Annotated in this window: 18 protein-coding genes, 2 tRNA genes and 1 riboswitch; of the genes, 3 read left to right on the top strand and 17 right to left on the bottom strand. The window is 58.7% G+C overall.

Annotated elements, in window-relative coordinates; translation table 11 throughout:
• Nucleotides 1-68: 68 nt before the first annotated feature.
• Nucleotides 69-578 carry an OB-fold putative lipoprotein gene (locus NTD81_RS14205; protein WP_262183245.1) on the top strand — a complete coding sequence of 170 codons (510 nt, stop codon included), beginning with the start codon at nt 69-71 and terminating at the stop codon, nt 576-578.
• A 66-nt stretch (nt 579-644) separates the two neighbouring features.
• Here the strand turns inward: NTD81_RS14205 and NTD81_RS14210 are convergent, their stop codons facing one another.
• From NTD81_RS14210 to rnr, 11 genes are all read right to left on the bottom strand, one after another.
• On the bottom strand, nt 645-2,945 hold the full coding sequence (locus NTD81_RS14210; RefSeq protein ID WP_262183543.1) for a YgiQ family radical SAM protein: 2,301 nt from the start codon (nt 2,943-2,945) through the stop codon (nt 645-647).
• A 224-nt stretch (nt 2,946-3,169) separates the two neighbouring features.
• Nucleotides 3,170-4,108: a hypothetical protein gene (locus NTD81_RS14215; protein ID WP_262183544.1), complete on the bottom strand. Its 939-nt coding sequence runs from the start codon at nt 4,106-4,108 to the stop codon at nt 3,170-3,172.
• 57 nt (nt 4,109-4,165) lie between these two features.
• Entirely contained in the window at nt 4,166-4,735 is a 570-nt protein-coding gene (mntP, locus tag NTD81_RS14220; RefSeq protein WP_262183246.1) for a manganese efflux pump MntP, read from the bottom strand.
• Nucleotides 4,736-4,744: 9 nt separating this feature from the next.
• Nucleotides 4,745-4,912: riboswitch (yybP-ykoY riboswitch) on the bottom strand.
• Nucleotides 4,913-4,986: 74 nt separating this feature from the next.
• A complete protein-coding gene (gene alr / locus NTD81_RS14225; protein WP_262183247.1) occupies nt 4,987-6,066 on the bottom strand; it encodes an alanine racemase in 1,080 nt (359 codons plus the stop codon).
• 81 nt (nt 6,067-6,147) lie between these two features.
• Nucleotides 6,148-7,542 carry a replicative DNA helicase gene (gene dnaB, locus NTD81_RS14230; RefSeq protein ID WP_262183248.1) on the bottom strand — a complete coding sequence of 465 codons (1,395 nt, stop codon included), beginning with the start codon at nt 7,540-7,542 and terminating at the stop codon, nt 6,148-6,150.
• A 171-nt stretch (nt 7,543-7,713) separates the two neighbouring features.
• Nucleotides 7,714-8,160, bottom strand: coding sequence for a 50S ribosomal protein L9 (gene rplI, locus NTD81_RS14235; RefSeq protein WP_262183249.1), 447 nt, complete (start codon nt 8,158-8,160; stop codon nt 7,714-7,716).
• A 21-nt stretch (nt 8,161-8,181) separates the two neighbouring features.
• Nucleotides 8,182-9,075 (bottom strand): hypothetical protein, encoded by an 894-nt coding sequence (locus NTD81_RS14240; RefSeq protein WP_262183250.1) that lies wholly within the window; start codon nt 9,073-9,075, stop codon nt 8,182-8,184.
• Between the two features lie 35 nt (nt 9,076-9,110).
• Nucleotides 9,111-9,341 carry a 30S ribosomal protein S18 gene (gene rpsR, locus NTD81_RS14245; protein WP_003246847.1) on the bottom strand — a complete coding sequence of 77 codons (231 nt, stop codon included), beginning with the start codon at nt 9,339-9,341 and terminating at the stop codon, nt 9,111-9,113.
• 28 nt (nt 9,342-9,369) lie between these two features.
• Nucleotides 9,370-9,792: a 30S ribosomal protein S6 gene (rpsF, locus tag NTD81_RS14250; RefSeq protein WP_262183251.1), complete on the bottom strand. Its 423-nt coding sequence runs from the start codon at nt 9,790-9,792 to the stop codon at nt 9,370-9,372.
• Between the two features lie 242 nt (nt 9,793-10,034).
• Nucleotides 10,035-10,781, bottom strand: coding sequence for a 23S rRNA (guanosine(2251)-2'-O)-methyltransferase RlmB (rlmB, locus tag NTD81_RS14255; RefSeq protein ID WP_262183252.1), 747 nt, complete (start codon nt 10,779-10,781; stop codon nt 10,035-10,037).
• Nucleotides 10,778-13,336, bottom strand: coding sequence for a ribonuclease R (gene rnr / locus NTD81_RS14260; RefSeq protein WP_262183253.1), 2,559 nt, complete (start codon nt 13,334-13,336; stop codon nt 10,778-10,780). Before rnr ends, rlmB begins: the two co-directional genes overlap by 4 nt.
• Nucleotides 13,337-13,537: 201 nt before the next feature.
• On the opposite strand from rnr, the gene NTD81_RS14265 reads away from it, so the two are divergent.
• Both NTD81_RS14265 and NTD81_RS14270 read left to right on the top strand, forming a co-directional pair.
• Nucleotides 13,538-13,624, top strand: a tRNA-Leu gene (locus NTD81_RS14265).
• A 78-nt stretch (nt 13,625-13,702) separates the two neighbouring features.
• Nucleotides 13,703-13,789: transfer RNA gene (locus NTD81_RS14270), tRNA-Leu, on the top strand.
• Nucleotides 13,790-13,929: 140 nt separating this feature from the next.
• Here NTD81_RS14270 and NTD81_RS14275 read toward each other — a convergent pair.
• The 6 genes from NTD81_RS14275 to hfq form a co-directional block, all read right to left on the bottom strand.
• On the bottom strand, nt 13,930-15,225 hold the full coding sequence (locus tag NTD81_RS14275; protein ID WP_262183254.1) for an adenylosuccinate synthase: 1,296 nt from the start codon (nt 15,223-15,225) through the stop codon (nt 13,930-13,932).
• Between the two features lie 65 nt (nt 15,226-15,290).
• On the bottom strand, nt 15,291-16,478 hold the full coding sequence (locus NTD81_RS14280; RefSeq protein ID WP_262183256.1) for an ATP phosphoribosyltransferase regulatory subunit: 1,188 nt from the start codon (nt 16,476-16,478) through the stop codon (nt 15,291-15,293).
• 322 nt (nt 16,479-16,800) lie between these two features.
• Nucleotides 16,801-17,670, bottom strand: a complete 870-nt coding sequence (gene hflC, locus NTD81_RS14285) for a protease modulator HflC (RefSeq protein WP_262183257.1) — start codon at nt 17,668-17,670, stop codon at nt 16,801-16,803.
• Nucleotides 17,670-18,827, bottom strand: coding sequence for an FtsH protease activity modulator HflK (gene hflK / locus NTD81_RS14290; protein ID WP_262183258.1), 1,158 nt, complete (start codon nt 18,825-18,827; stop codon nt 17,670-17,672). The genes hflC and hflK overlap by 1 nt, the downstream gene beginning before the upstream one ends.
• 96 nt (nt 18,828-18,923) lie before the next feature.
• Complete coding sequence (gene hflX, locus NTD81_RS14295; RefSeq protein WP_262183259.1) at nt 18,924-20,225, bottom strand: ribosome rescue GTPase HflX; 1,302 nt, start codon at nt 20,223-20,225, stop codon at nt 18,924-18,926.
• 14 nt (nt 20,226-20,239) lie between these two features.
• Entirely contained in the window at nt 20,240-20,500 is a 261-nt protein-coding gene (gene hfq / locus NTD81_RS14300) for an RNA chaperone Hfq (protein ID WP_262183260.1), read from the bottom strand.
• Nucleotides 20,501-20,601: the final 101 nt, after the last annotated feature.

The raw sequence follows: 20,601 nt of genomic DNA on the forward strand, positions 1-20,601 counted from the left end.
GGGACCTAGCGCTTTGCTAGCATGGCCCACCCAATTCGGGTGGACAGACAAGGAAGTTTGGAGAATCTATGAAGGCTTTACTCAAGTGGATCCTGATCATCATCGGCGCCCTGATCGTCATCAGCATCATTGGCAACGCGCTCAAATCCCCCGAGCAGAAGGCTGCTGATCAAGCCGCCTTGCAACAGCGCCAGTTGCAGCAACAACAAGAAAAGGCCGCGCAACAACAAGCCCAAGTCGCCGCCGAGCAACAAGCCCTGGCTGCCCTGCCTGTCATCACCGCCCAAACCCTAGCCTCGGCCTATGAGGCCAACACCGTAGCGGCTGATGCGCGCTTTAAGAATAAGCGCTTTAAAGTCAGCGGCACCGTGGTCGACATCAACACCGACTTTGCCGGTAACCCCTATGTGACCTTACGCGGCGCAGCCAACCAGTTCCTCGAACCACAGTTCAGCTTCGATAAGTCGGCGCTGGAGCAACTGGCTCAGCTCAAACAAGGCAGCAAAGTGACCCTGCTGTGCACCGGCAATGGCGATATCGCCAAGGTGCCCATGTCGGGCGAATGCAGCCTGCTGTAAGCAGCCACTTCGCAGCGCCATAAAAAACGCCAGCATTTAGCTGGCGTTTTTGCTTAGCCGACCTGCTTAGCGCGGTGCGACGGGCTTCTTAGTCGGCTTTTGACTCTTACCCTTACCAGCCCCGGCACGCTCTTTAGCGGCCTGACGGTTGCGCGCTTCGGCCGCGGCCTTGGCTTGCTCGCGCTTATCCCAAGGCTTGCTGCCATCGCTGCCGCGCGGTGGCAAACCGGTGTGCTGGGTCAGAATCCGCGTAGTTTCCTTACCCACCTTCTTGCTGCCGACTGGCGTCGAGTTCTTACGTCGCGCGCTCTGGTAGCTGTCGGTTGCCGGCTGATGGGTCGGGATCAAATGCTGCTTACCGTTACCGATCAAATCGCCACGGCCCATACGCAGCAAGGCTTCACGCAACATCGGCCAGCCTTTGGGGTCGTGATAACGCAGAAAGGCTTTATGCAGGCGGCGCTGCGCCTCGCTCTTAACGATGGTCACGCCATCGCTCTTGTAAGTGACCTTACGCAGCGGGTTCTTACCTGAGTGATACATGGCCGTGGCGCTGGCCATTGGCGAAGGATAGAACGCCTGCACTTGGTCAGCACGGAAGCCATTGCCCTTGAGCCACAGCGCCAGGTTCATCATGTCTTCATCGGTGGTGCCGGGGTGCGCGGCAATGAAGTACGGGATCAGGTACTGCTCTTTGCCCGCCTCTTTGGAGAACTTCTCGAACATGCGCTTGAAGCGGTCGTAAGTACCAATGCCCGGCTTCATCATCTGATTCAGCGGGCCTTCCTCGGTGTGCTCCGGGGCAATCTTCAGGTAGCCGCCAACGTGGTGGGTGACCAGCTCTTTGACGTACTCAGGGGACTCCACCGCCAAGTCATAACGCAGCCCCGAGGCGATCAGGATTTTCTTCACCCCAGGCAATGCGCGAGCGCTGCGGTACAGCTGAATCAAGGCGGAGTGATCGGTGTTGAGGTTCGGGCAGATGCCGGGGAACACGCAACTCGGCTTACGGCACGCGGACTCAATCTCCGGGCTCTTACAAGCGATGCGGTACATGTTCGCCGTTGGCCCGCCAAGGTCGGAGATCACCCCGGTAAAACCGGGCACCTTGTCGCGAATTTCTTCGATCTCACGGATGATCGACTCTTCCGAGCGGTTCTGAATAATCCGCCCTTCGTGCTCTGTGATCGAGCAGAAGGTACAGCCGCCGAAGCAGCCACGCATGATGTTGACCGAGAAGCGGATCATGTCGTAGGCCGGGATTTTCTCCTTGCCATACACCGGGTGCGGCACGCGCTGATAAGGCATGCCGAATACGTAGTCCATCTCCTCGGTGCTCATGGGGATGGGCGGCGGGTTGAACCACACGTCCAGCTCACCATGCTTCTGCACCAAGGCGCGGGCGTTGCCCGGGTTGGTTTCCAGGTGCAGCACGCGGTTGGCGTGGGCATACAAGACAGGGTCGTTACGCACCTTTTCCATCGACGGCAGACGGATCACCGTCTTGTCCCGGGTCATGCGCGGGCTTTCGAGGATCTGCACCACCTTGGCTTCGTTAGGATCGTCCTGCGGACCTTTCTCTTGCTCGATGGCACAGGCGGCGGTGTCTTGGGTGTTCACATAGGGGTTGATGATCTTATCAACCTTGCCCGGCCGGTCGATGCGGGTCGAGTCGACCTCGTACCAGCCCTTAGGCGTATCACGGCGGATAAACGCGGTGCCGCGCACATCGGTGATGTTCTCGATGCTTTCGCCCCACGACAGACGCTGGGCCACTTCGACGATGGCGCGCTCGGCGTTGCCGTACAGCAGGATGTCGGCACTGGCGTCGATCAGGATCGAGTTACGCACCTTGTCCTGCCAGTAGTCGTAGTGAGCGATACGGCGCAGCGACGCCTCGATGCCACCTAGCACAATCGGCACATTTTTATAGGCTTCTTTGCAACGCTGGCTGTACACCAGGCTGGCCCGATCCGGACGCTTACCGGCCACGCCACCTGGGGTGTAGGCGTCGTCGGAGCGGATCTTTTTATCCGCGGTGTAGCGGTTGATCATCGAGTCCATGTTGCCGGCGGCCACGCCAAAGAACAGATTGGGCTCACCCAGCTGCATAAAGTCGTCTTTGGACTGCCAGTTCGGCTGCGCGATGATGCCCACGCGAAAGCCTTGAGCTTCGAGCAAGCGACCAATAATCGCCATGCCAAAGGACGGATGATCGACGTAAGCATCGCCGGTGACGATGATGATGTCGCAGCTGTCCCAACCCAGCTGATCCATCTCCGCCCGGCTCATGGGCAGGAACGGCGCGGGGCCGAAGCATTCAGCCCAATACTTGGGGTAATCGAACAGCGGCTTGGCGACTTGCATGGACATGGAGAGTGACCGGCGGTAACGAACAGGGATGGAAAAAAGCGGGCGCGCAATATAGCACAAATTTTAACCAAACCCGAGCGCTGCGCTAGGGTAAAGCTCGCGGCGCTCAGGCAAAGCCCTCCGCTTGCAAGTCAACGACCGACTGCGCGAGCGATAACCGCTGGGCTACCCCACGAGGCGGGCCGCTAGCGACCCGCCATATCGCCACAGGAGGCTGCCTAGCCTTGCGGCGTCAGTACCTCAGACATATGGTCTTGCAGACCGTCGCCATGACTGTCGCGCTGGTTGAGCAATTTATCGATGTCATGATGGGTTTCATCCAGATCCGGCGGGGTAATTTCCAGCACGCGGTTACGCCCACCTTCGGCCACCAGATAGGTGCCATGGTCGGTGGCGACCACCGACTGCGGCGCCTTGAGGAACGACAACACGGTTTGCCGCTGACCATCGGCGCCGACCAGCAACAAGCTGGCGCGGTGGGTGGAGTCTTCACTGATCCACAGCCCACGGTTGTCACACAACATAAAGGCCGGCTTACTCAGATCACGCAACACCACCGGATCACTAGGCCCGTCACTGAGCTGATAGACCAAGCCGCGCTCCTTTTCGCTGTACAGCACGCGGCCGTCGCTGCAACGGGTAAGGGCCTCGGCTTCAGACAGGTTGTCGCGCAACACCGTCAGTTGCTGATCGCTCCAGCGATAGCGCAGCAAGCGGCCATTGCCCTTGCGATCCTCGATGGCATACAGATCCTTACCGTCATCCAGCAGCCCCTGCACCCCGGAGCCGCTAAACAGATCAACCACCTTGCCATCGCGCACCAGGCTTACGCCCTTGTTGTCGACCTCCTGGCTAAAGACCCAACCACCCTGCGCCGGGGTGATGCCATCCGGCTTGGATAGCTCGGCCAGCACCACCTTGCGCGAGCCATCCGCGGCGATGCGCAAGATGCTGCCCTTGCCGTCTTGCAGCTCCTGACTGACCAGCAACGAGCCGTCAGCCATCGGCAAAATCGAGGCGGCCCGCTGTACATTGTTGTACATCACCCGGTAGCTCCAGCCATTGCTCGCCTGCACCGGATAAAAGCTTTGCCACGCAAAGAACAACAGCGCCGCCACTACCACCGCGCCACAGGCCGCCACCAACAGGGCCAGCATGTAGCGCAAAGAACGGGACGCTGCCGAAGTTGTGGATACAGCTGCCTTACTCATGGCTTACACCGCCGCTAGATGTTCATAAAGGATGGTGGCGCCGACCAGGATCAATACCACGCCACCGATAATTTCTGCGCGCTTGCCAACCACATCACCCAGAACACGGCCGAGCATGGTGCCAATGGTGACCATGGTCATCGTCGCCAGACCAATGGCCCCGGCAGCGACCCAGATGTTCACATCGACAAAGGCCAGCCCTACCCCTACCGCCAACGCATCGATGCTGGTGGCCACCGCAGTAATCGCCAGTAGCCAGAAGCCGTGCTGGCTCGGCTTAGCACTGTCGTCCTCGGCCTCATGGCGCAAACCGTTGTAGATCATGTGCAGACCCAGCACCAGCAACAGGACGAAGGCGATCCAATGATCCCACTGCGCCACGAAGCGGCTCGCCGCCTGACCAATCACCCAGCCCACCAACGGTGTGATGGCTTCAATCACACCAAAGATCAAACCGGTGCGCAGGGCTTCGCTCAGGCGTGGCTTATGCAACGTCGAACCCTTGCCAATGGCCGCGGCAAAGGCATCGGTGGACATGGCAAAAGCTAAAAAGATAATTGAGATGGGATTCAAAATAAGCTCCAGCCGGGCACGAGACAACGACATGAAACAGCGCGGCCCGACTTGCGCGCTGAGATGTCGTTGGTCTCACCAATCCGTTTGGATGCCTTGACCACGGCTGTTGCCGAGAATGTTGACCAAGGCGCCGTCACATCGCGTGAAGGCAGGCTACTCCCCAAAGAGGGTCGGGATAGTAGCAGTTCAAGCAAAACTGTCTACGCAGCAACGCCAGCAAGCCTGTCAGACAAACCTGCGCCTGAGCATTACGCGTAACGATAGCGCCGGGCCACGCGGCCACTCAGCTGTGTCACCAACTCTGTTGCCACGCTTGCAGCGCAGCGCGCCACCTCGTCAATACAGAGGTTTTCGCCCCAGAGCTCAACCTCAGCACCAGCGCCGACTTCAGGTAAATCGGTGAGATCGACATAGAGCAAATCCAGGCCAACTGTGGCGACCAACGGTACGCGCCGCCCGTCGACCAGCACCGGTGTGCCGCTACGCGCCTGACGCGGATAGCCGTCGGCATAGCCGCAGTTGACGATGCCGATGCGCGAGGGCCGCGTTGCCTGCCAGCTACCGTCCGCCCCCACAGATGCACCAGCCGGTACGTCGCGCACCGCCAGCAACTGACCGTGCAGGCTCATCACCGCGCGCAAGCCAAGCTGCGCAGCCGTCAGATCGGCGAAGGGCGTGAGGCCATACAACAAACTGCCAGGGCGCAGCCAATCCATATGGCTGGCCGGAACGGTCAGTAGCGCCGCCGAATCGGCCAGGCTGCGCGCGTTAAAGTCGAGATCAAGTAAATCGCTGAAGTCTTCCAGCTGCTCCTCGAGCAACTCGTGATCACGCCGTGCGGCGCCGGCTAACTGTCCGAGCAGATTAAGCTCAGCCACCTGTGGCGCCTGCTGCAGGCGGCCATGCCATGCACGCACGGCGGCGTGATCCAGCCCGAGGCCGTATACCCCCAGCGTGCAGCACAGCCAAATGCGCAGCGCCGGGGATAAATCCGCAGCCAGCAACTGTTCAGCCTGCTGCGCACTATGCACCAGCACATCCAGCTGCAACTGCGCGGCAAAGCGATACTCATCAAGCGTGGCGCAGCCGTGCAGCAGCAGAATCCGCGCAGTGCCGTGCAGCGCCCGCACTTCGGCGGCCTCGTGCAAGTTGCTAACGGCAAAGCCTTCGGCGTCATCATGTAGCGCCGTCACCACCTCACGCACTCCGTGGCCATAGGCGTTAGCTTTAACCACGGCAAAAATGCTGCGCCCCGGCGCGCAGCGTTTGGCTACGGCGAAGTTATGGCGCAACGCGGCTAGGTTGATCGTGGCTTGCAAGGCGCGCATGGTGGGCCAGTCCTTAAACAAAACGGGCGAGCAGTGTAACCACTGCTCGCCCGCGTTTATTGATCCAGCTCGCCTGCTGAGTTATTCGTCGTCGAACTGATAACTGCCCGGCGCGAGGTTTTCAAAGCGCGAATATTTGCCGAGGAAAGCCAAGCGTGTGGTGCCGATGGGGCCGTTCCGCTGCTTACCGATGATGATTTCGGCCACACCCTTGTACTCAGTCTCAGGGTGATACACCTCGTCCCGGTAAACGAACATGATGATGTCGGCGTCCTGCTCGATCGCTCCGGATTCGCGCAAGTCAGAGTTCACCGGACGTTTGTTGGGGCGCTGTTCAAGGGAGCGGTTGAGCTGCGACAGAGCAATCACCGGGCAATTGAACTCCTTGGCCAGGGCCTTCAGCGAGCGGGAAATCTCGGAGATCTCATTCACCCGGCTGTCACCGCTGGAGCCTGGAATCTGCATCAGTTGCAGGTAGTCGACCATGATCATGCCGATCTCACCGTGCTCACGGGCCAAGCGCCGGGTGCGCGCGCGCATTTCCGAAGGCGAGATGCCGGCGGTGTCGTCGATAAACAGCTTACGGTCGTTCAGCAGGTTGACCGCTGAGGTCAGGCGCGGCCAATCGTCATCGTCCAGGCGCCCGGCCCGCACCTTGGTTTGGTCGATGCGGCCCAAGGAGGCCAGCATCCGCATCACGATGGAGTCCGATGGCATCTCCAGCGAGTACACCACGATAGCCTTGTCGCTACGCAACACGGCGTTCTCCACCAGGTTCATGGCGAAGGTGGTCTTACCCATCGACGGACGCCCGGCGACAATAATCAAGTCCGCCGGCTGCAGGCCGCTGGTGGCCGCATCCAGATCGGTAAAGCCGGTGGACAGGCCAGTAATCGCATCGCCGGAGTTAAACAGGGTGTCGATGCGGTCGATGGCCTTGACCAGAATGTCGTTAATCCCCACCGGCCCGCCGGTCTTGGGCCGCGCTTCGGCGATCTGGAAGATCAGCCGTTCGGCCTCATCGAGAATCTCTTCGCCAGTGCGACCTTGCGGCGAATAGGCGCTGTCGGCGATTTCCCCACTGATGCCGATCAACTGGCGCAGCGTGGCGCGCTCACGAATGATCTGGGCATAGGCCTTGATGTTGGCCACCGACGGAATGTTCTTGGCCAGCTCGCCCAGGTAGGCCAAGCCGCCAACTTCGCTGAGCTGACCTTCTTTGTCCAACTGCTCGGACAGCGTCACCACGTCGAAGGGGTGGTTGCGCTCGGCCAGCTTATAGATGGCGCGGAAGATCAGCCGATGATCGTGGCGATAAAAGTCGCCATCCGATACCGCATCCAGCACGCGCTCCCAAGCGTTGTTATCCAACATCAAACCACCCAGCACCGCTTGCTCAGCCTCGATCGAGTGCGGTGGCACTTTCAGCGCAGAGGTTTGCAGGTCGTACTGTTGAGGCAGGTTGAGATCGTTCATAGGGCTCGCACAGATGGGTCCTGAAAAAACAAAAGGCACGGCATCGCGAATGCAATACCGTGCCCGATGTTAGCGCGCTCACACCGCAGTGCAACCACGCTTAGCAGCTTGCTTAAGGTCTGTTCACGCCAAGCGCTCTAGCCTGCGGCCAGAACGCTTGAGGGCAAAACCTTAGGCCGCGACAACTACCACTTTAACGGTAGCTTCAACGTCGCTGTGCAGGTGCACGGCTACGTCGTATTCGCCAACTTGGCGAATGGTGCCGTTCGGCAGACGTACTTCAGCTTTAGCCACTTCAACACCGGAAGCAGTCAGAGCGTCAGCGATGTCGTGGGTGCCGATCGAGCCGAACAGTTTGCCTTCATCACCAGCGGTAGCGGTGATGGTGACTTCCAGTTCAGCCAACTGAGCAGCGCGAGCTTCAGCCGAAGCTTTCTTCTCAGCAGCCAGTTTTTCCAGCTCGGCGCGACGAGCTTCAAACGCAGCAACGTTTTCAGCAGTAGCAGCGGTGGCTTTGCCTTGCGGCAGCAGGAAGTTACGGCCGTAACCAGCCTTAACTTTCACTTTATCGCCCAGGTTGCCCAGGTTGGCGATTTTTTCCAGCAGGATCAGTTCCATTTGGTAATAACCTCTTAACTTTTAACCTTCACCGTTCGCGGACCCTGAGCCGTTCTTGCGCTCAAAGCGACCACGAAAATCAAACAGACTGTCGACAATGGCAAAAACCACCAGTAACGGATAAGTCAGCTGCATAAACAGCAGCAACGTGATGTACAACCCGACTAGCCAAAACTTCGCCAATCGACCTTGCGCCACCACCCCATGTAGCAGGGCAATGCCAGCAAACGCTAACGGCACACTGCACAGCGGCGTCAACATGGCCATTTGCGCCCCAAAGTTGGGGGCTAACAACATGCCAACCAGCAGCGCAATCGCCAGCGGTGGCGGGAGGCGCAGGGCACGAAATTCGCGGCCAAAACCACCCGGGTTATACAACAGCGCCTGCCAGAAGCGTCCAAGGATCAGACACAACAGACTGACGATCTGCAACAGTGCGGCAATCAATCCGGTCAGCACCGGTGCAATCAGGCTATCTAGACGCGCTCGCTCATCCACCGACAATTGTTGGTGAACCCCATCAAGCATCTGTGGCATCAGCTTTTGCAGCTCAGCCGCCATCAACTCAATGGGCTCGCGGAAAACCGCACCTAACACCAGCCCATACACCAGGCCTAATGCCACGCTGCAGAGCAGCACGCGAGTCCAGGACCACTTAGCGCGTAACAACAACGCCAACCCCAGTGTACCGAGCAACACCATTAAGGTGCGCGGCTCACCGAAGTACCACCAGCCAATGGCCGGCAGCAGTGCCCAGACGAGGATGCCTAGGGCATCTCTCAAACCGCGCCGCAGCAGCACAAGGCTTGCAGCAGCAGCACTTAACCAGAACAACAGCGGCAATGCCGCAGCAACTACCACCACTAATGTGGCCTGCACACGGCCGCGCATGATGAATTCAGCCAAGGCGCGCATGCAATTTATCCCTTACTACTTGTCGAAAGCTGATCTCAGCGGCCGTGGCTGTCGGTGTAAGGCAGCAGGGCCAGGAAGCGGGCGCGCTTGATAGCGGTAGCCAGCTGACGCTGATAACGAGCCTTGGTACCGGTGATACGGCTTGGAACGATTTTGCCGGTTTCCGAGATGTAGGCTTTCAGAGTGTTGAGATCTTTAAAGTCGATCTCTTTCACGTCTTCAGCGGTGAAACGGCAGAATTTACGACGACGGAAGAAACGTGCCATGGGAGTGGCTCCTCAATAGATCCGTGGATTACTCGTCAGCGTTGTCGCTGTCGTTGTTGTCACTGTCATCGCCATCAACAGAATCGGCATGCTCAGGACGGTCACGACGCTCACGGCGCTCACTGCGGTTTTCTTCGGCCTTGAGCATCTCGGACTGTTCAGTAACTGCTTCGTCGCGACGGATGACCAGGTTACGGATCACTGCATCGTTGTAACGGAAGTTGTCTTCCAGCTCAGCCAGGGCTTTGCCGGTGCACTCAACGTTGAGCATCACGTAGTGAGCTTTGTGGACGTTGTTGATGGCGTAAGCCAGCTGACGACGGCCCCAATCTTCCAGGCGGTGAATTTTGCCGCCGTCTTCTTCGATCAGCTTGGTGTAACGCTCAACCATGCCGCCGACTTGCTCGCTCTGGTCCGGGTGAACCAGAAAGATGATTTCGTAATGACGCATAAATGCTCCTTACGGGTTGTAGCCTGCCACCAAATGCGGTCAGGCAAGGAGTGAATGACACTGTTAGCTTGCTGCGACTGCTGGGCGCGAAAGCGCCTGCCGTCACGGCAAGGGGCGACATTCTAGAGAAGCCCCCGGCCGCACGCAAGGCAAACTGGTGATTATTTGAACAATCAAACCGATACCGACGGGGCATCGGCTGTCGCCCGGCAGCTGCCTAAGCGGCCGCCGAAGACAATCCCTTACGCCTTAGTCTTACGCTGGCGCAGGGCCTCGAACAGGCATACGCCAGTGGCCACGGAGACGTTGAGACTGCTCACACTGCCCGCCATCGGCAACTTGACCAGATAATCGCAGTGCTCACGGGTCAGGCGACGCATACCCTTACCTTCAGCGCCCATCACCAGCACAGTCGGCCCGGTGAGGTCTTGCTGATACAGCTCTTGCTCGGCTTCGCCGGCCGTGCCGACGATCCACAGCCCGCGCTGCTGTAACTTTTCCAGGCTGCGCGCCAAGTTGGTCACCGCCACCAGCGGGATCACCTCTGCCGCGCCGCACGCCACTTTACGCACCGTGGCGTTAAGGGTGGCCGACTTATCCTTGGGCACGATCACCGCCAGCGCCCCGGCAGCATCCGCGGTGCGCAGGCAGGCGCCGAGGTTGTGCGGATCGGTCACGCCATCCAGCACCAACAGTAAAGGCGGGCCCTCGCAGCGATCGAGCAACTCTTCGAGCATGGCCTCGCCCCATACCTGGCTAGGACTGACCTCTGCGACCACGCCCTGATGCACGCCCTCTACCCAGGCATCCATCTCACGGCGCTCGCACTGCCCGACCGCGACCCGCGACTCCGCCGCCAACCCCAACAGGGTTTGCACACGCGGATCATTACGCCCTTCAGCCAGCCAAATCTGCTTGACCCGCTTCGGGTGATGACGCAACAAAGCCTCTACGGCATGCACGCCGTAGATCTTTTCCAACTCACTCATGACTTAGCCTTACGCTTACGCGGCGCCGCTGCTGGGGCCGCCGGAGCACTGCTGCCCTTGCGATGACCACTGGCCTTGCCACTTTTGCTCGGTTTGCCGGCAGCCGATTTCGACCCACCTGCAGCCTTGCCTTTGGATTCACTGAGCAGCGACTTTTTCAGCGCGCGACTTTTCTCTACATCGGTATTGCCGACTTCGCCGCGCTTGCTGCGCCGCTCGGCCCGGTCAGCCGCCGACTCAAAACCGCCACGCCGAGTGCCGCCAGTGCTTTTTTGCTCGGCCTGAGACGGCTGAAACTTACTTTCTGCCAACTCGAAGTCGATCTTGCGCTCATCCAGATCGACGCGCATGACCTTAACGTCGACGCTGTCACCCAGGCGGAAGCTGCGGCCACTGCGCTCACCGGCCAAGCGGTGATGCACAGGGTCAAAGTGATAGTAATCACCCGGCAGCGCCGTCACATGGACCAAGCCCTCGACATAAATGTCTTTGAGCTCAACAAACAGGCCAAAACCCGTCACCGCCGTGATCACGCCTGGGAAGGTCTCGCCCACGCGATCCTTCATAAACTCGCACTTAAGCCAGCTCACCACATCACGGGTAGCTTCATCGGCGCGCCGCTCAGACATCGAGCACTGCTCGCCCAGCTGCTCAAGCGCCGCGTGATCGTATGGATAAATCCGCGCACGCGGCATGATGCTGGCGTCAGCGCGACGCACATGCGGAGTATCGGCCTTGGAGCGAATCACGCTGCGAATCGCGCGATGGATCAGCAGATCCGGATAACGCCGGATCGGCGAGGTGAAGTGGGCATAGGCGTCGTAGTTCAGACCAAAGTGGCCTTCGTTATCGGCGCTGTACACCGCCTGGCTCAGGGAGCGCAGCATCACCGTTTGGATCAAGTGATAGTCCGCACGCTCACGGATACTTTCCAGCAGCTGCTGGTAATCCTTCGGCGTCGGGCCCTCTTTAGCTTTGCCACGATGCAGCGACAAGCCCAACTCACCGAGGAAGGCCTTGAGCTTCTCCACTCGCTCCGGCGGCGGACCGTCGTGCACACGGTACAGCGCCGGGATCTCGTGCTTCTGCATAAAGGCGGCAGTGGCGACGTTAGCAGCCAGCATGCACTCCTCGATCAGCTTGTGCGCATCGTTACGCTGGGTCGGGCAGATCTCAGCGATTTTGCGCCCAGCGCCGAAGATGATTCGGGTTTCCTGGGTTTCGAAATCAATCGCGCCACGCTCATGGCGCGCCGCCAGCAACACCTGATACAGCGAATAGAGCTGCTTAAGGTGCGGCAATACCTCTTGGTATTCGCTGCGCAGGGCCTTGCCTTCGCTGCTCTTCGGCTGCTCCAGCATGGCACTGACCTTGTTGTAGGTCAGACGCGCATGGGAGTGAATCACCGCCTCGTAGAACTGGTAGTCGGTCATCTTGCCGGTTTTCGAGATACTGATCTCGCAGACCATGGCCAAGCGGTCGACGTGCGGGTTCAGCGAACAGAGGCCGTTGGACAGCTCTTCCGGCAGCATCGGAATGACCCGCTCCGGGAAATACACCGAGTTGCCACGCACCTGCGCCTCAGCATCCAGCGCCGAACCGACCTTGACGTAGTGCGACACGTCGGCGATGGCCACATAGAGCTTCCAGCCACCGGAGAACAGACGCCAGTTGCTGCCACTCTTCTCGCAGTACACGGCGTCGTCGAAGTCACGGGCGTCCTCACCGTCGATAGTGACAAACGGCAGATGGCGCAAATCGACGCGCTTCTCTTTGTCCTTCTCTTCGACTTCCGGCTTGAGCTTGCGGGCTTCTTTAATAACCGCTTCGGGCCATACATGGGGAATGTCGTAGCTGCGTAGCGCCACGTCGATTTCCATGCCCGGCGCCATATAGTTGCCGACCACCTCAAGCACATCGCCCTGGGGCTGGAAGCGTGGCGTTGGCCAGTGGGTGATCTTCACCTGAACAAACTGCCCCTGTTTGGCGCCGGCATTACGCCCGGGAGTGACCAGCACTTCTTGCTGGATCTTGGGGTTGTCGGCTACGACAAAGCCCACACCACTTTCTTCAAAGTAGCGCCCCACAATGGTTTCGTGGGCGCGGGAGACCACTTCAACGATCACGCCTTCACGCCGCCCGCGACGATCCAGGCCCGAGACCCGCGCCAAAGCGCGGTCGCCATCGAAGACCAGGCGCATCTGCCCCGGGCTTAGAAAGAGGTCGTCACTGCCGTCATCAGGGACCAAGAAGCCGAAGCCGTCGCGGTGACCGCTGATACGGCCCAGAATCAGATCCAGTTTATCCACCGGAGCGTAGGTGCCGCGGCGGGTATAGATCAGTTGCGCATCGCGCTCCATGGCGCGCAGTCGACGACGCAGCGCCTCCAACTGATCCTCAGTGCTCAAGCCGAACTCATCTGCCAGCTCTTCACGGCTCGCAGGCGAGCCTCGATCGGACAGGTGCTGCAGAATCAGCTCACGACTTGGAATGGGGTTTTCATACTTTTCCGCTTCACGAGCGGCCTCGGGATCGAGGGATTGCCAATCGGCCATTAGGGGGTGTTCGCCTGTTTTATAAGGAGTCGGTTTGCCATGTGTCTATTGAAGCGCGAAAAGCCTTCTAGGTCAGCTCTAAGCGCGAATAATTTTTCTACATCAGGGGTTTACAAGACCAAAGGGCAAACGTATAGTTCGCGCCCACAGCGTCAGACAGACGTTGTAACACGGAATAGATGAGTAATCATCGGTTTCAGTGCCCAGGTGGCGGAATTGGTAGACGCGCTGGTTTCAGGTATCAGTGACCGCAAGGTCGTGGAAGTTCGAGTCTTCTCCTGGGCACCATATTCAACGAAACGATCCAGGTCGGTTCGTCGTTTAAAACGGACGCAAAACTCCGGTCGGTAACGACAAAGCTTGCATGCCCAGGTGGCGGAATTGGTAGACGCGCTGGTTTCAGGTATCAGTGATCGCAAGATCGTGGAAGTTCGAGTCTTCTCCTGGGCACCAATTTCATAAAAAACCGAGCTTAGGCTCGGTTTTTTATTGCCTGCGATTTATGTCGCACAGCCTCCCCCGCTTTAACCCCTTAACGGGCAGCCATAAAAAAGGGCCACCCGCAGGTGACCCTCTTGTCTTGCTGACTAGCCTTAGGCGAACGGGTGACGCAACACGATGGTTTCGTTGCGATCCGGGCCAGTGGAGACGATATCGATCGGCGCCCCCACCAACTCTTCCACACGCTTAATGTAAGCACGCGCATTAGCCGGCAGCTCTTCCAGGGTCTTAGCCCCCACAGTCGACTCACTCCAGCCTGGCAGCTCTTCATAAACCGGCTGCAGACCCAGGTAGCTATCGGCATCAGTCGGCGCGCCGCACAGCAGATTGCCTGCGGTGTCTTTGTAAGCGGTGCAGATGCGGATAGTTTCCAGGCCGTCGAGCACGTCCAGCTTGGTCAGGCACAGGCCCGACAGGCTGTTGATTTCGATAGCGCGACGCAGGATAACGGCATCGAACCAGCCGCAACGACGGGCACGACCGGTAGTCGAACCGAACTCGTGACCGACTTTAGCCAAGTGCGCGCCCACGTCATCGAACAGCTCAGTCGGGAACGGGCCGGAACCCACGCGAGTGGTGTAGGCCTTGGTGATGCCGAGGATGTAATCCAGGTACATCGGGCCGAAGCCCGAACCCGTGGCAATGCCGCCCGCCGTGGTGTTGGAGCTGGTGACATAGGGATAAGTACCGTGATCGATGTCCAGCAGCGAACCTTGAGCACCTTCGAACATGATGTCTTTGCCTTCGTGGCGCATCTCGTGCAGCACGGCGGTCACGTCAGCCATCATCGGCTTGAGCAGCTCGGCGTATGCCATGCACTCATCCAGAGTCTTCTGGAAGTCGATGGCCGGCTCTTTGTAGTAATTCACCAATACAAAGTTGTGGTAGTCCAGCAGCTCACCGAGCTTGGAAGCGAAGCGCTCGCGGTGGAACAGATCACCCACGCGCAGGCCACGACGGGCTACTTTGTCTTCATAAGCCGGGCCGATGCCACGGCCAGTGGTGCCGATCTTGGCGTCGCCACGGGCTTTCTCACGAGCCTGATCCAGCGCCACGTGATAGGACAGGATCAGCGGGCAAGATGGGCTGATACGCAGGCGCTCACGCACCGGCACACCCTTTTCTTCCAGCTTGATGATTTCGCGCATCAGCGCATCCGGCGCAACCACCACGCCGTTGCCGATCAGGCACTGCACGTTTTCGCGCAGGATGCCGGAGGGGATGAGATGCAGAACGGTTTTTTCGCCGTCGATTACCAGGGTGTGACCCGCGTTGTGGCCACCTTGATAACGCACAACAGCAGCAGCCTGTTCGGTCAGCAGGTCGACGATTTTACCTTTACCCTCATCGCCCCACTGGGTGCCCAGAACTACGACATTCTTACCCATAACACTAACCCTCTTTAAAACTTGGATGCCGGCAACCGCCAGCGGAAACTGTTTCTGGCAGCGTCTTAAGCACTCAGCTCAAGCACTTGCCAACGCCCGTCACGCCACTCTAGCTGGCGATCACAACCCACCTGTTGCGCATCCGCAGCGGACTGCCCAGGCAGGGCCTGAACCACTCGCTGACCTTCACGGCGCAGGCGCTGAATCGCTTGCCACAAATACACATCATGGTTATCTGGCGCCCAGATGCCCGGCGCTACATCACTCAGTTGCATCTGCCCCAGACTGACCAAGGTCTTCAAATCGGTGGAGAAGCCGGTAGCCGGGCGCGCCCGACCAAACACCGCACCGGTATCGTCATAACGCCCACCCTGGGCGATGGCATAACCCACCCCCGGCACGAACGCGGCGAACACCACACCGGTGTGATAGTGGTAGCCACGCAGCTCACCGAGATCGAAATACAGCGGCAGCTCCGGATAACGCAGCTCCAGGGAGTCCGCGATGGCGATCAACTCGTCCAATGCCGCATGCACATCATCCGGCGCTTCGACCAGACAGGCCTGGGCCAAATCCAGCACTTCACGACCACCACACAGCTCGCTCAGCGCGCGGAGCATCCTGCCCAACGCCTCCGGCAGCGCCGCCGTCAACTGCTCAACTTCATCGCCAGCTTTACGCTGCAAGGCATCGAACAGTTGCTGCTCGTCCGCCTTAGACAACTGCGCGGCACGGGCTAGGCCGCGGTAAATCCCGACATGCCCGAGATCCATGTGCACATCCGGAACTGCGGCCAGCTCCAAGGTCTCCACCAACAGGCTGATGACCTCAACGTCGCTGGCTGGACTGGCATCGCCGTACAGCTCGGCACCCAACTGGATCGGGCTACGCGATGTAGTCAGCGGCCGTGGCAGCGCATGCAGCACACTGCCGGCATAGCACAGCCGGCTCGGCCCTTCACGGCGCAGGGAGTGGGCGTCGATGCGCGCCACCTGCGGCGTGATATCAGCACGCAAGCCCATCTGCCGACCGGACAGCGGGTCAGTCACTTTAAAGGTCCGCAGGTCCAGATCCTGACCCGCGCCAGTGAGCAGCGACTCGAGAAACTCGATATGCGGCGTCACCACAAATTCATAGCCCCAGCGCTGGAACAGATCCAGTACTTGGCGGCGCGCCACTTCGATACGCCCTGCGTACGGTGGCAGTACTTCTTCGATGCCATCTGGCAGCAGCCAGCGGTCTACCGTTGCCATTTCGCCATTCCCCTCTTGAACCGGGCGGCACAAGCCTTCAGTGAAGCCAATAAAGGACGGTTGTACCCAGCAACATGCTGACCAACCCCATCAGACGCAGTTATCGATCAGACAACCGAATCAATTGCCGCAAGCCCTCGCCAACCACGCGTATCGAGCAACGACGAGATGCCTCGCAGCACCAGCACTCGACAGAGGGCCATCGCCAATCCCTGCCACTTGCTTGCCTCAGACGCAAAAAAGCCGGGATTTTCCCGGCTGCTGCATGATACCACGTTTTATCCGAGGGTCACCCCGGCGGCTGCCCGCCGGGGTGTCGCACTTAGGGCTTGGATTTCTCCAGGTAACGGAAGAAATCGCTCTTCGGATCGAGCACCAGCACGTCACGCTTATCAGCGAAGCTTTCGCGATAGGCGCGCAGGCTACGGTAGAAGCTATAGAACTCCTGATCCATGCTATAGGCCTTGGAGTAAATCGCTGCAGCTTGGGCATCACCCTCACCACGCAACTCTTCGGCCTTACGATAGGCCTCGGCCAGCAGCACGCGGCGCTGACGGTCGGCATCAGCGCGAATACCTTCGGCCAATTCCTTACCTTTAGCGCGATGCTCACGAGCCTCACGTTCACGCTCGGAACCCATCCGATCGAACACGCTGCGGTTCACTTCCTTCGGCAGGTCGATGGCTTTAACGCGTACATCCACCACCTCAATGCCCAACTCACGTTGCGCGGCACGGTTCAGCGAGGCAGTTACATCAGCCATCAAGGCATCACGCTCACCAGATACCGACTCATGCAGAGTGCGCTTACCGAACTGGTCACGCAGGGACGCTTCCAGACGCCGAGCCAAACGCTCATCGGCAATCTGCTTCACCCCGGAAGTCGCGGTGTAATAACGCTCAGCATCGAGCACTCGCCATTTAGCGAAGGCATCGACCATCAGCGCTTTCTTCTCCAAGGTGAGGAAGCGCGAACTGGTGGCATCCAAGGTCAGCAAACGAGCATCAAAGGTGCGCACTTGGTTGACGTAAGGGATCTTCACATGCAGACCAGGCTTCACATCCGGCTGAACCACACGACCGAACTGCAACAGTACGGCCCGCTCGGTTTGCGCCACGATGTAAAAGCTATTCCACGCAACCAGCGCGATAACTACGCCAACAATCAGGGCGATCAGCGATTTATTGCTCATCAACGGCTCTCCCTTGTGCGCAGATCAACCTGGGCAGGGTTAACAACCCGCGCCGGGACATCACCAGTGCTGCTGGCCGCGCCAGAAATCGAACTCGGCGCGGCAGTGCTGCGCGAATCAATCATTTTATCCAGCGGCAGATAGAGCAAATTGTTCTGCCCTTTGTCGCCAGTGACGAGCACTTTGCTGGTATTGGTCATCAACTCTTGCATGGTGTCGAGATACAGACGCTCACGAGTCACTTCAGGCGCCTTACGGTATTCCGCCACCAACGCCGTGAAGCGATCCGCCTCACCTTGAGCACGGGATACCACTTCATCACGGTAACCGCTGGCATCTTCGATCAAGCGCTGGGCCTGACCACGAGCCTCAGGCACCACGCCATTGGCATAGCTTTCCGCCTGGTTTTTCTCGCGCTGCTCGTCTTCACGGGCACGGATCACGTCGTCGAACGCCTCTTGCACCTCACGCGGTGCAGCGGCGCTTTGCAGGTTGACCTGAGTCACAGCAATGCCGGTGCCATAGGTGTCGAGGAAACGCTGCAGGCGCTCCTTCACTTCAACCGCCATCTGCTCACGGCCTTCGGTCAACACCTGATCCATTTCGGTGGAACCCACGACATGGCGCACGGCACTGTCGGTGGCGTGTTGCAGGCTCACTTCAGGCTGATCGACATTAAGCACGAAGTCTTTCAGGCTGCTGATCTTGTACTGCACGGTCAGCGGCACTTCGATGATGTTCTCGTCTTCCGTCAGCATCTGCCCTTGCTTGCTGTAAGCACGCTCACGGGTGACGTTTTCCTGGAATTTACGATCAATCGGCGGGAAGTAGATGTTCAGGCCCGGGCCCACGGTTTCGTAGTACTTACCGAAACGCAGCACCACTGCCTGCTCTTGCTCGTCGACCACATAAATTGCGCTGTACAGCCACACTGCAGCCAACACCGCCAATGCAATAAATAGCAGACCGAAGCCACCACTCTTGCCCGAGCCGGCATCACCGCCGCCCCGTTTTTTGCCGCCGATCAAGCCATTAAGGCTCTCTTGCAGCTTGCGGAAGGCTTCATCGATATCTGGCGGGCCCTTGCGATCACCGTTCTTACGGCCACCCCATGGATCCTGATTATTCGAATTGCCACCCGGCTCATTCCAAGCCATAGCGCTCTCCATCTAATAAAGCAAAGACGCGCCCACGGCGCGCCCACCAATGCTACAGAATGCACGCAATCAGCGGCAAAGTCGCTGGAGCAGGCTTTATTGCAAAGTGTGTTGCTCAATAAACTCTACAGGTTGTAGCCCCTCACGACTGACAATACGGTTTAGCTCAACCCGCGGCAAACGCACCGCCAGCAAGCTACTCCCATCCTCCGTGTGAGCTTCATTCTGCACAGCCCCCAAGGCAAAAAACTGTGCACGCAAACGCCCCAGGCGCTGCGGCAACTGTAATGTGCCCACAAACAGATCATCGCCCAACAACTCAGCGATGGCCTGTTTTAACAAGCCTAGACCACGACCGTCACGGGCAGATAACCACACCCGCACCGGCTTGCCATCACCATCACGCTGAATCTGCGGCTCAACCCCTTCCAGCAGATCGAGCTTGTTATACACCTCAAGGATCGGCAATTCGTTGGCACCGATCTCACCCAGCACCGCCAACACCTGCTCGATCTGCTGATCGCGTTCAGGCTCATGGGAGTCGATCACATGCAACAGCAAATCGGCATTGCTCGATTCTTCAAGGGTGGCGCGAAACGCCTCAACCAGCTTATGCGGCAGATGACGAATAAAGCCCACAGTATCAGCCAGCACCACAGGCCCCAAGTCCTCTAGCTCCAGACGGCGCAGGGTGGGGTCGAGGGTGGCGAATAGCTGATCCGCCGCATATACCTCGGAGGTGGTCAGGGCGTTGAATAAGGTGGACTTGCCGGCGTTGGTATAGCCGACCAAAGAAACCGAAGGAATATCAGCACGCTGCCGACCACGCCGCGCTTGTTCGCGCTGGCTGCGCACCTTCTCCAGCTTTTGCTTGATTTGGCGAATGCGTACCCGCAGCAAACGGCGGTCAGTCTCTAACTGGGTTTCACCCGGACCGCGCAGACCAATACCGCCTTTCTGCCGCTCAAGGTGCGTCCAGCCGCGTACCAGCCGCGTGCTCATATGATCGAGCTGGGCTAGTTCGACTTGCAGTTTGCCTTCATGGGTACGTGCGCGCTGAGCAAAGATATCGAGGATCAGGCCGGTACGATCCAGCACCCGACACTCGAACACTCGCTCAAGGTTACGCTCCTGGCTGGGGGTCAGGACATGGTTAAAGATCACCAGATCAGCCTCAGTGGCTTTGACCTGATCACGCAATTCCTCAACCTTGCCCGTGCCAATCAGAAATTTGGCCGCCAGTTTGTTACTGGGGATGCTGAAAAACGCTACGGTTTCAGCACCAGCCGATAGCGCCAGCTCTTGGAACTCCTGCGGGTCCTCGCGCGCCTCGGAATTTTGGCTATCCAAGTGAACCAGGATAGCCCGCTCTCCACCTTCATGGCGCTCAAAGAACAATGCAGCCTCCTAAATTAGGCGTTACCAGGTTCTGCGTCAGCTTGATCAGCTTCACTAGCGCTTGGCAGACGTACCGGGCGGCTAGGCACTACAGTGGAAATGGCGTGTTTATAGACCATCTGGCTGACAGTGTTTTTCAGCAAAATCACGAACTGGTCGAAGGATTCAATCTGGCCTTGCAGCTTAATGCCGTTAACCAAATAAATAGAAACCGGTACGCGTTCCTTACGCAGGGTATTCAGGTAAGGGTCTTGTAGCGAATGCCCTTTTGACATGTGCCGCACTCCTTTCAAGGATCAATATTTCAAGAATTTTTAAGTAAATCAGCAAACGGCATAAAGCGGTCTAGCACAGGGTCAGACGGCTAACGGCAGAG

Source organism: Pseudomonas sp. 5P_3.1_Bac2, from assembly GCF_025465995.1.
Lineage (GTDB): Bacteria > Pseudomonadota > Gammaproteobacteria > Pseudomonadales > Pseudomonadaceae > Aquipseudomonas.

Coding starts and splice junctions, on each gene's coding strand:
- NTD81_RS14205 (WP_262183245.1), top strand. CDS start 69: ATGAAGGCTTTACTCAAGTGGATCCTGATCATCATCGGCGCCCTGATC.
- NTD81_RS14210 (WP_262183543.1), bottom strand. CDS start 2,945: ATGCAAGTCGCCAAGCCGCTGTTCGATTACCCCAAGTATTGGGCTGAA.
- NTD81_RS14215 (WP_262183544.1), bottom strand. CDS start 4,108: ATGCTGGCCCTGTTGGTGGCGGCCTGTGGCGCGGTGGTAGTGGCGGCG.
- alr (WP_262183247.1), bottom strand. CDS start 6,066: ATGCGCGCCTTGCAAGCCACGATCAACCTAGCCGCGTTGCGCCATAAC.
- dnaB (WP_262183248.1), bottom strand. CDS start 7,542: ATGAACGATCTCAACCTGCCTCAACAGTACGACCTGCAAACCTCTGCG.
- rplI (WP_262183249.1), bottom strand. CDS start 8,160: ATGGAACTGATCCTGCTGGAAAAAATCGCCAACCTGGGCAACCTGGGC.
- NTD81_RS14240 (WP_262183250.1), bottom strand. CDS start 9,075: ATGCGCGCCTTGGCTGAATTCATCATGCGCGGCCGTGTGCAGGCCACA.
- rpsR (WP_003246847.1), bottom strand. CDS start 9,341: ATGGCACGTTTCTTCCGTCGTCGTAAATTCTGCCGTTTCACCGCTGAA.
- rpsF (WP_262183251.1), bottom strand. CDS start 9,792: ATGCGTCATTACGAAATCATCTTTCTGGTTCACCCGGACCAGAGCGAG.
- rlmB (WP_262183252.1), bottom strand. CDS start 10,781: ATGAGTGAGTTGGAAAAGATCTACGGCGTGCATGCCGTAGAGGCTTTG.
- rnr (WP_262183253.1), bottom strand. CDS start 13,336: ATGGCCGATTGGCAATCCCTCGATCCCGAGGCCGCTCGTGAAGCGGAA.
- NTD81_RS14275 (WP_262183254.1), bottom strand. CDS start 15,225: ATGGGTAAGAATGTCGTAGTTCTGGGCACCCAGTGGGGCGATGAGGGT.
- NTD81_RS14280 (WP_262183256.1), bottom strand. CDS start 16,478: ATGGCAACGGTAGACCGCTGGCTGCTGCCAGATGGCATCGAAGAAGTA.
- hflC (WP_262183257.1), bottom strand. CDS start 17,670: ATGAGCAATAAATCGCTGATCGCCCTGATTGTTGGCGTAGTTATCGCG.
- hflK (WP_262183258.1), bottom strand. CDS start 18,827: ATGGCTTGGAATGAGCCGGGTGGCAATTCGAATAATCAGGATCCATGG.
- hfq (WP_262183260.1), bottom strand. CDS start 20,500: ATGTCAAAAGGGCATTCGCTACAAGACCCTTACCTGAATACCCTGCGT.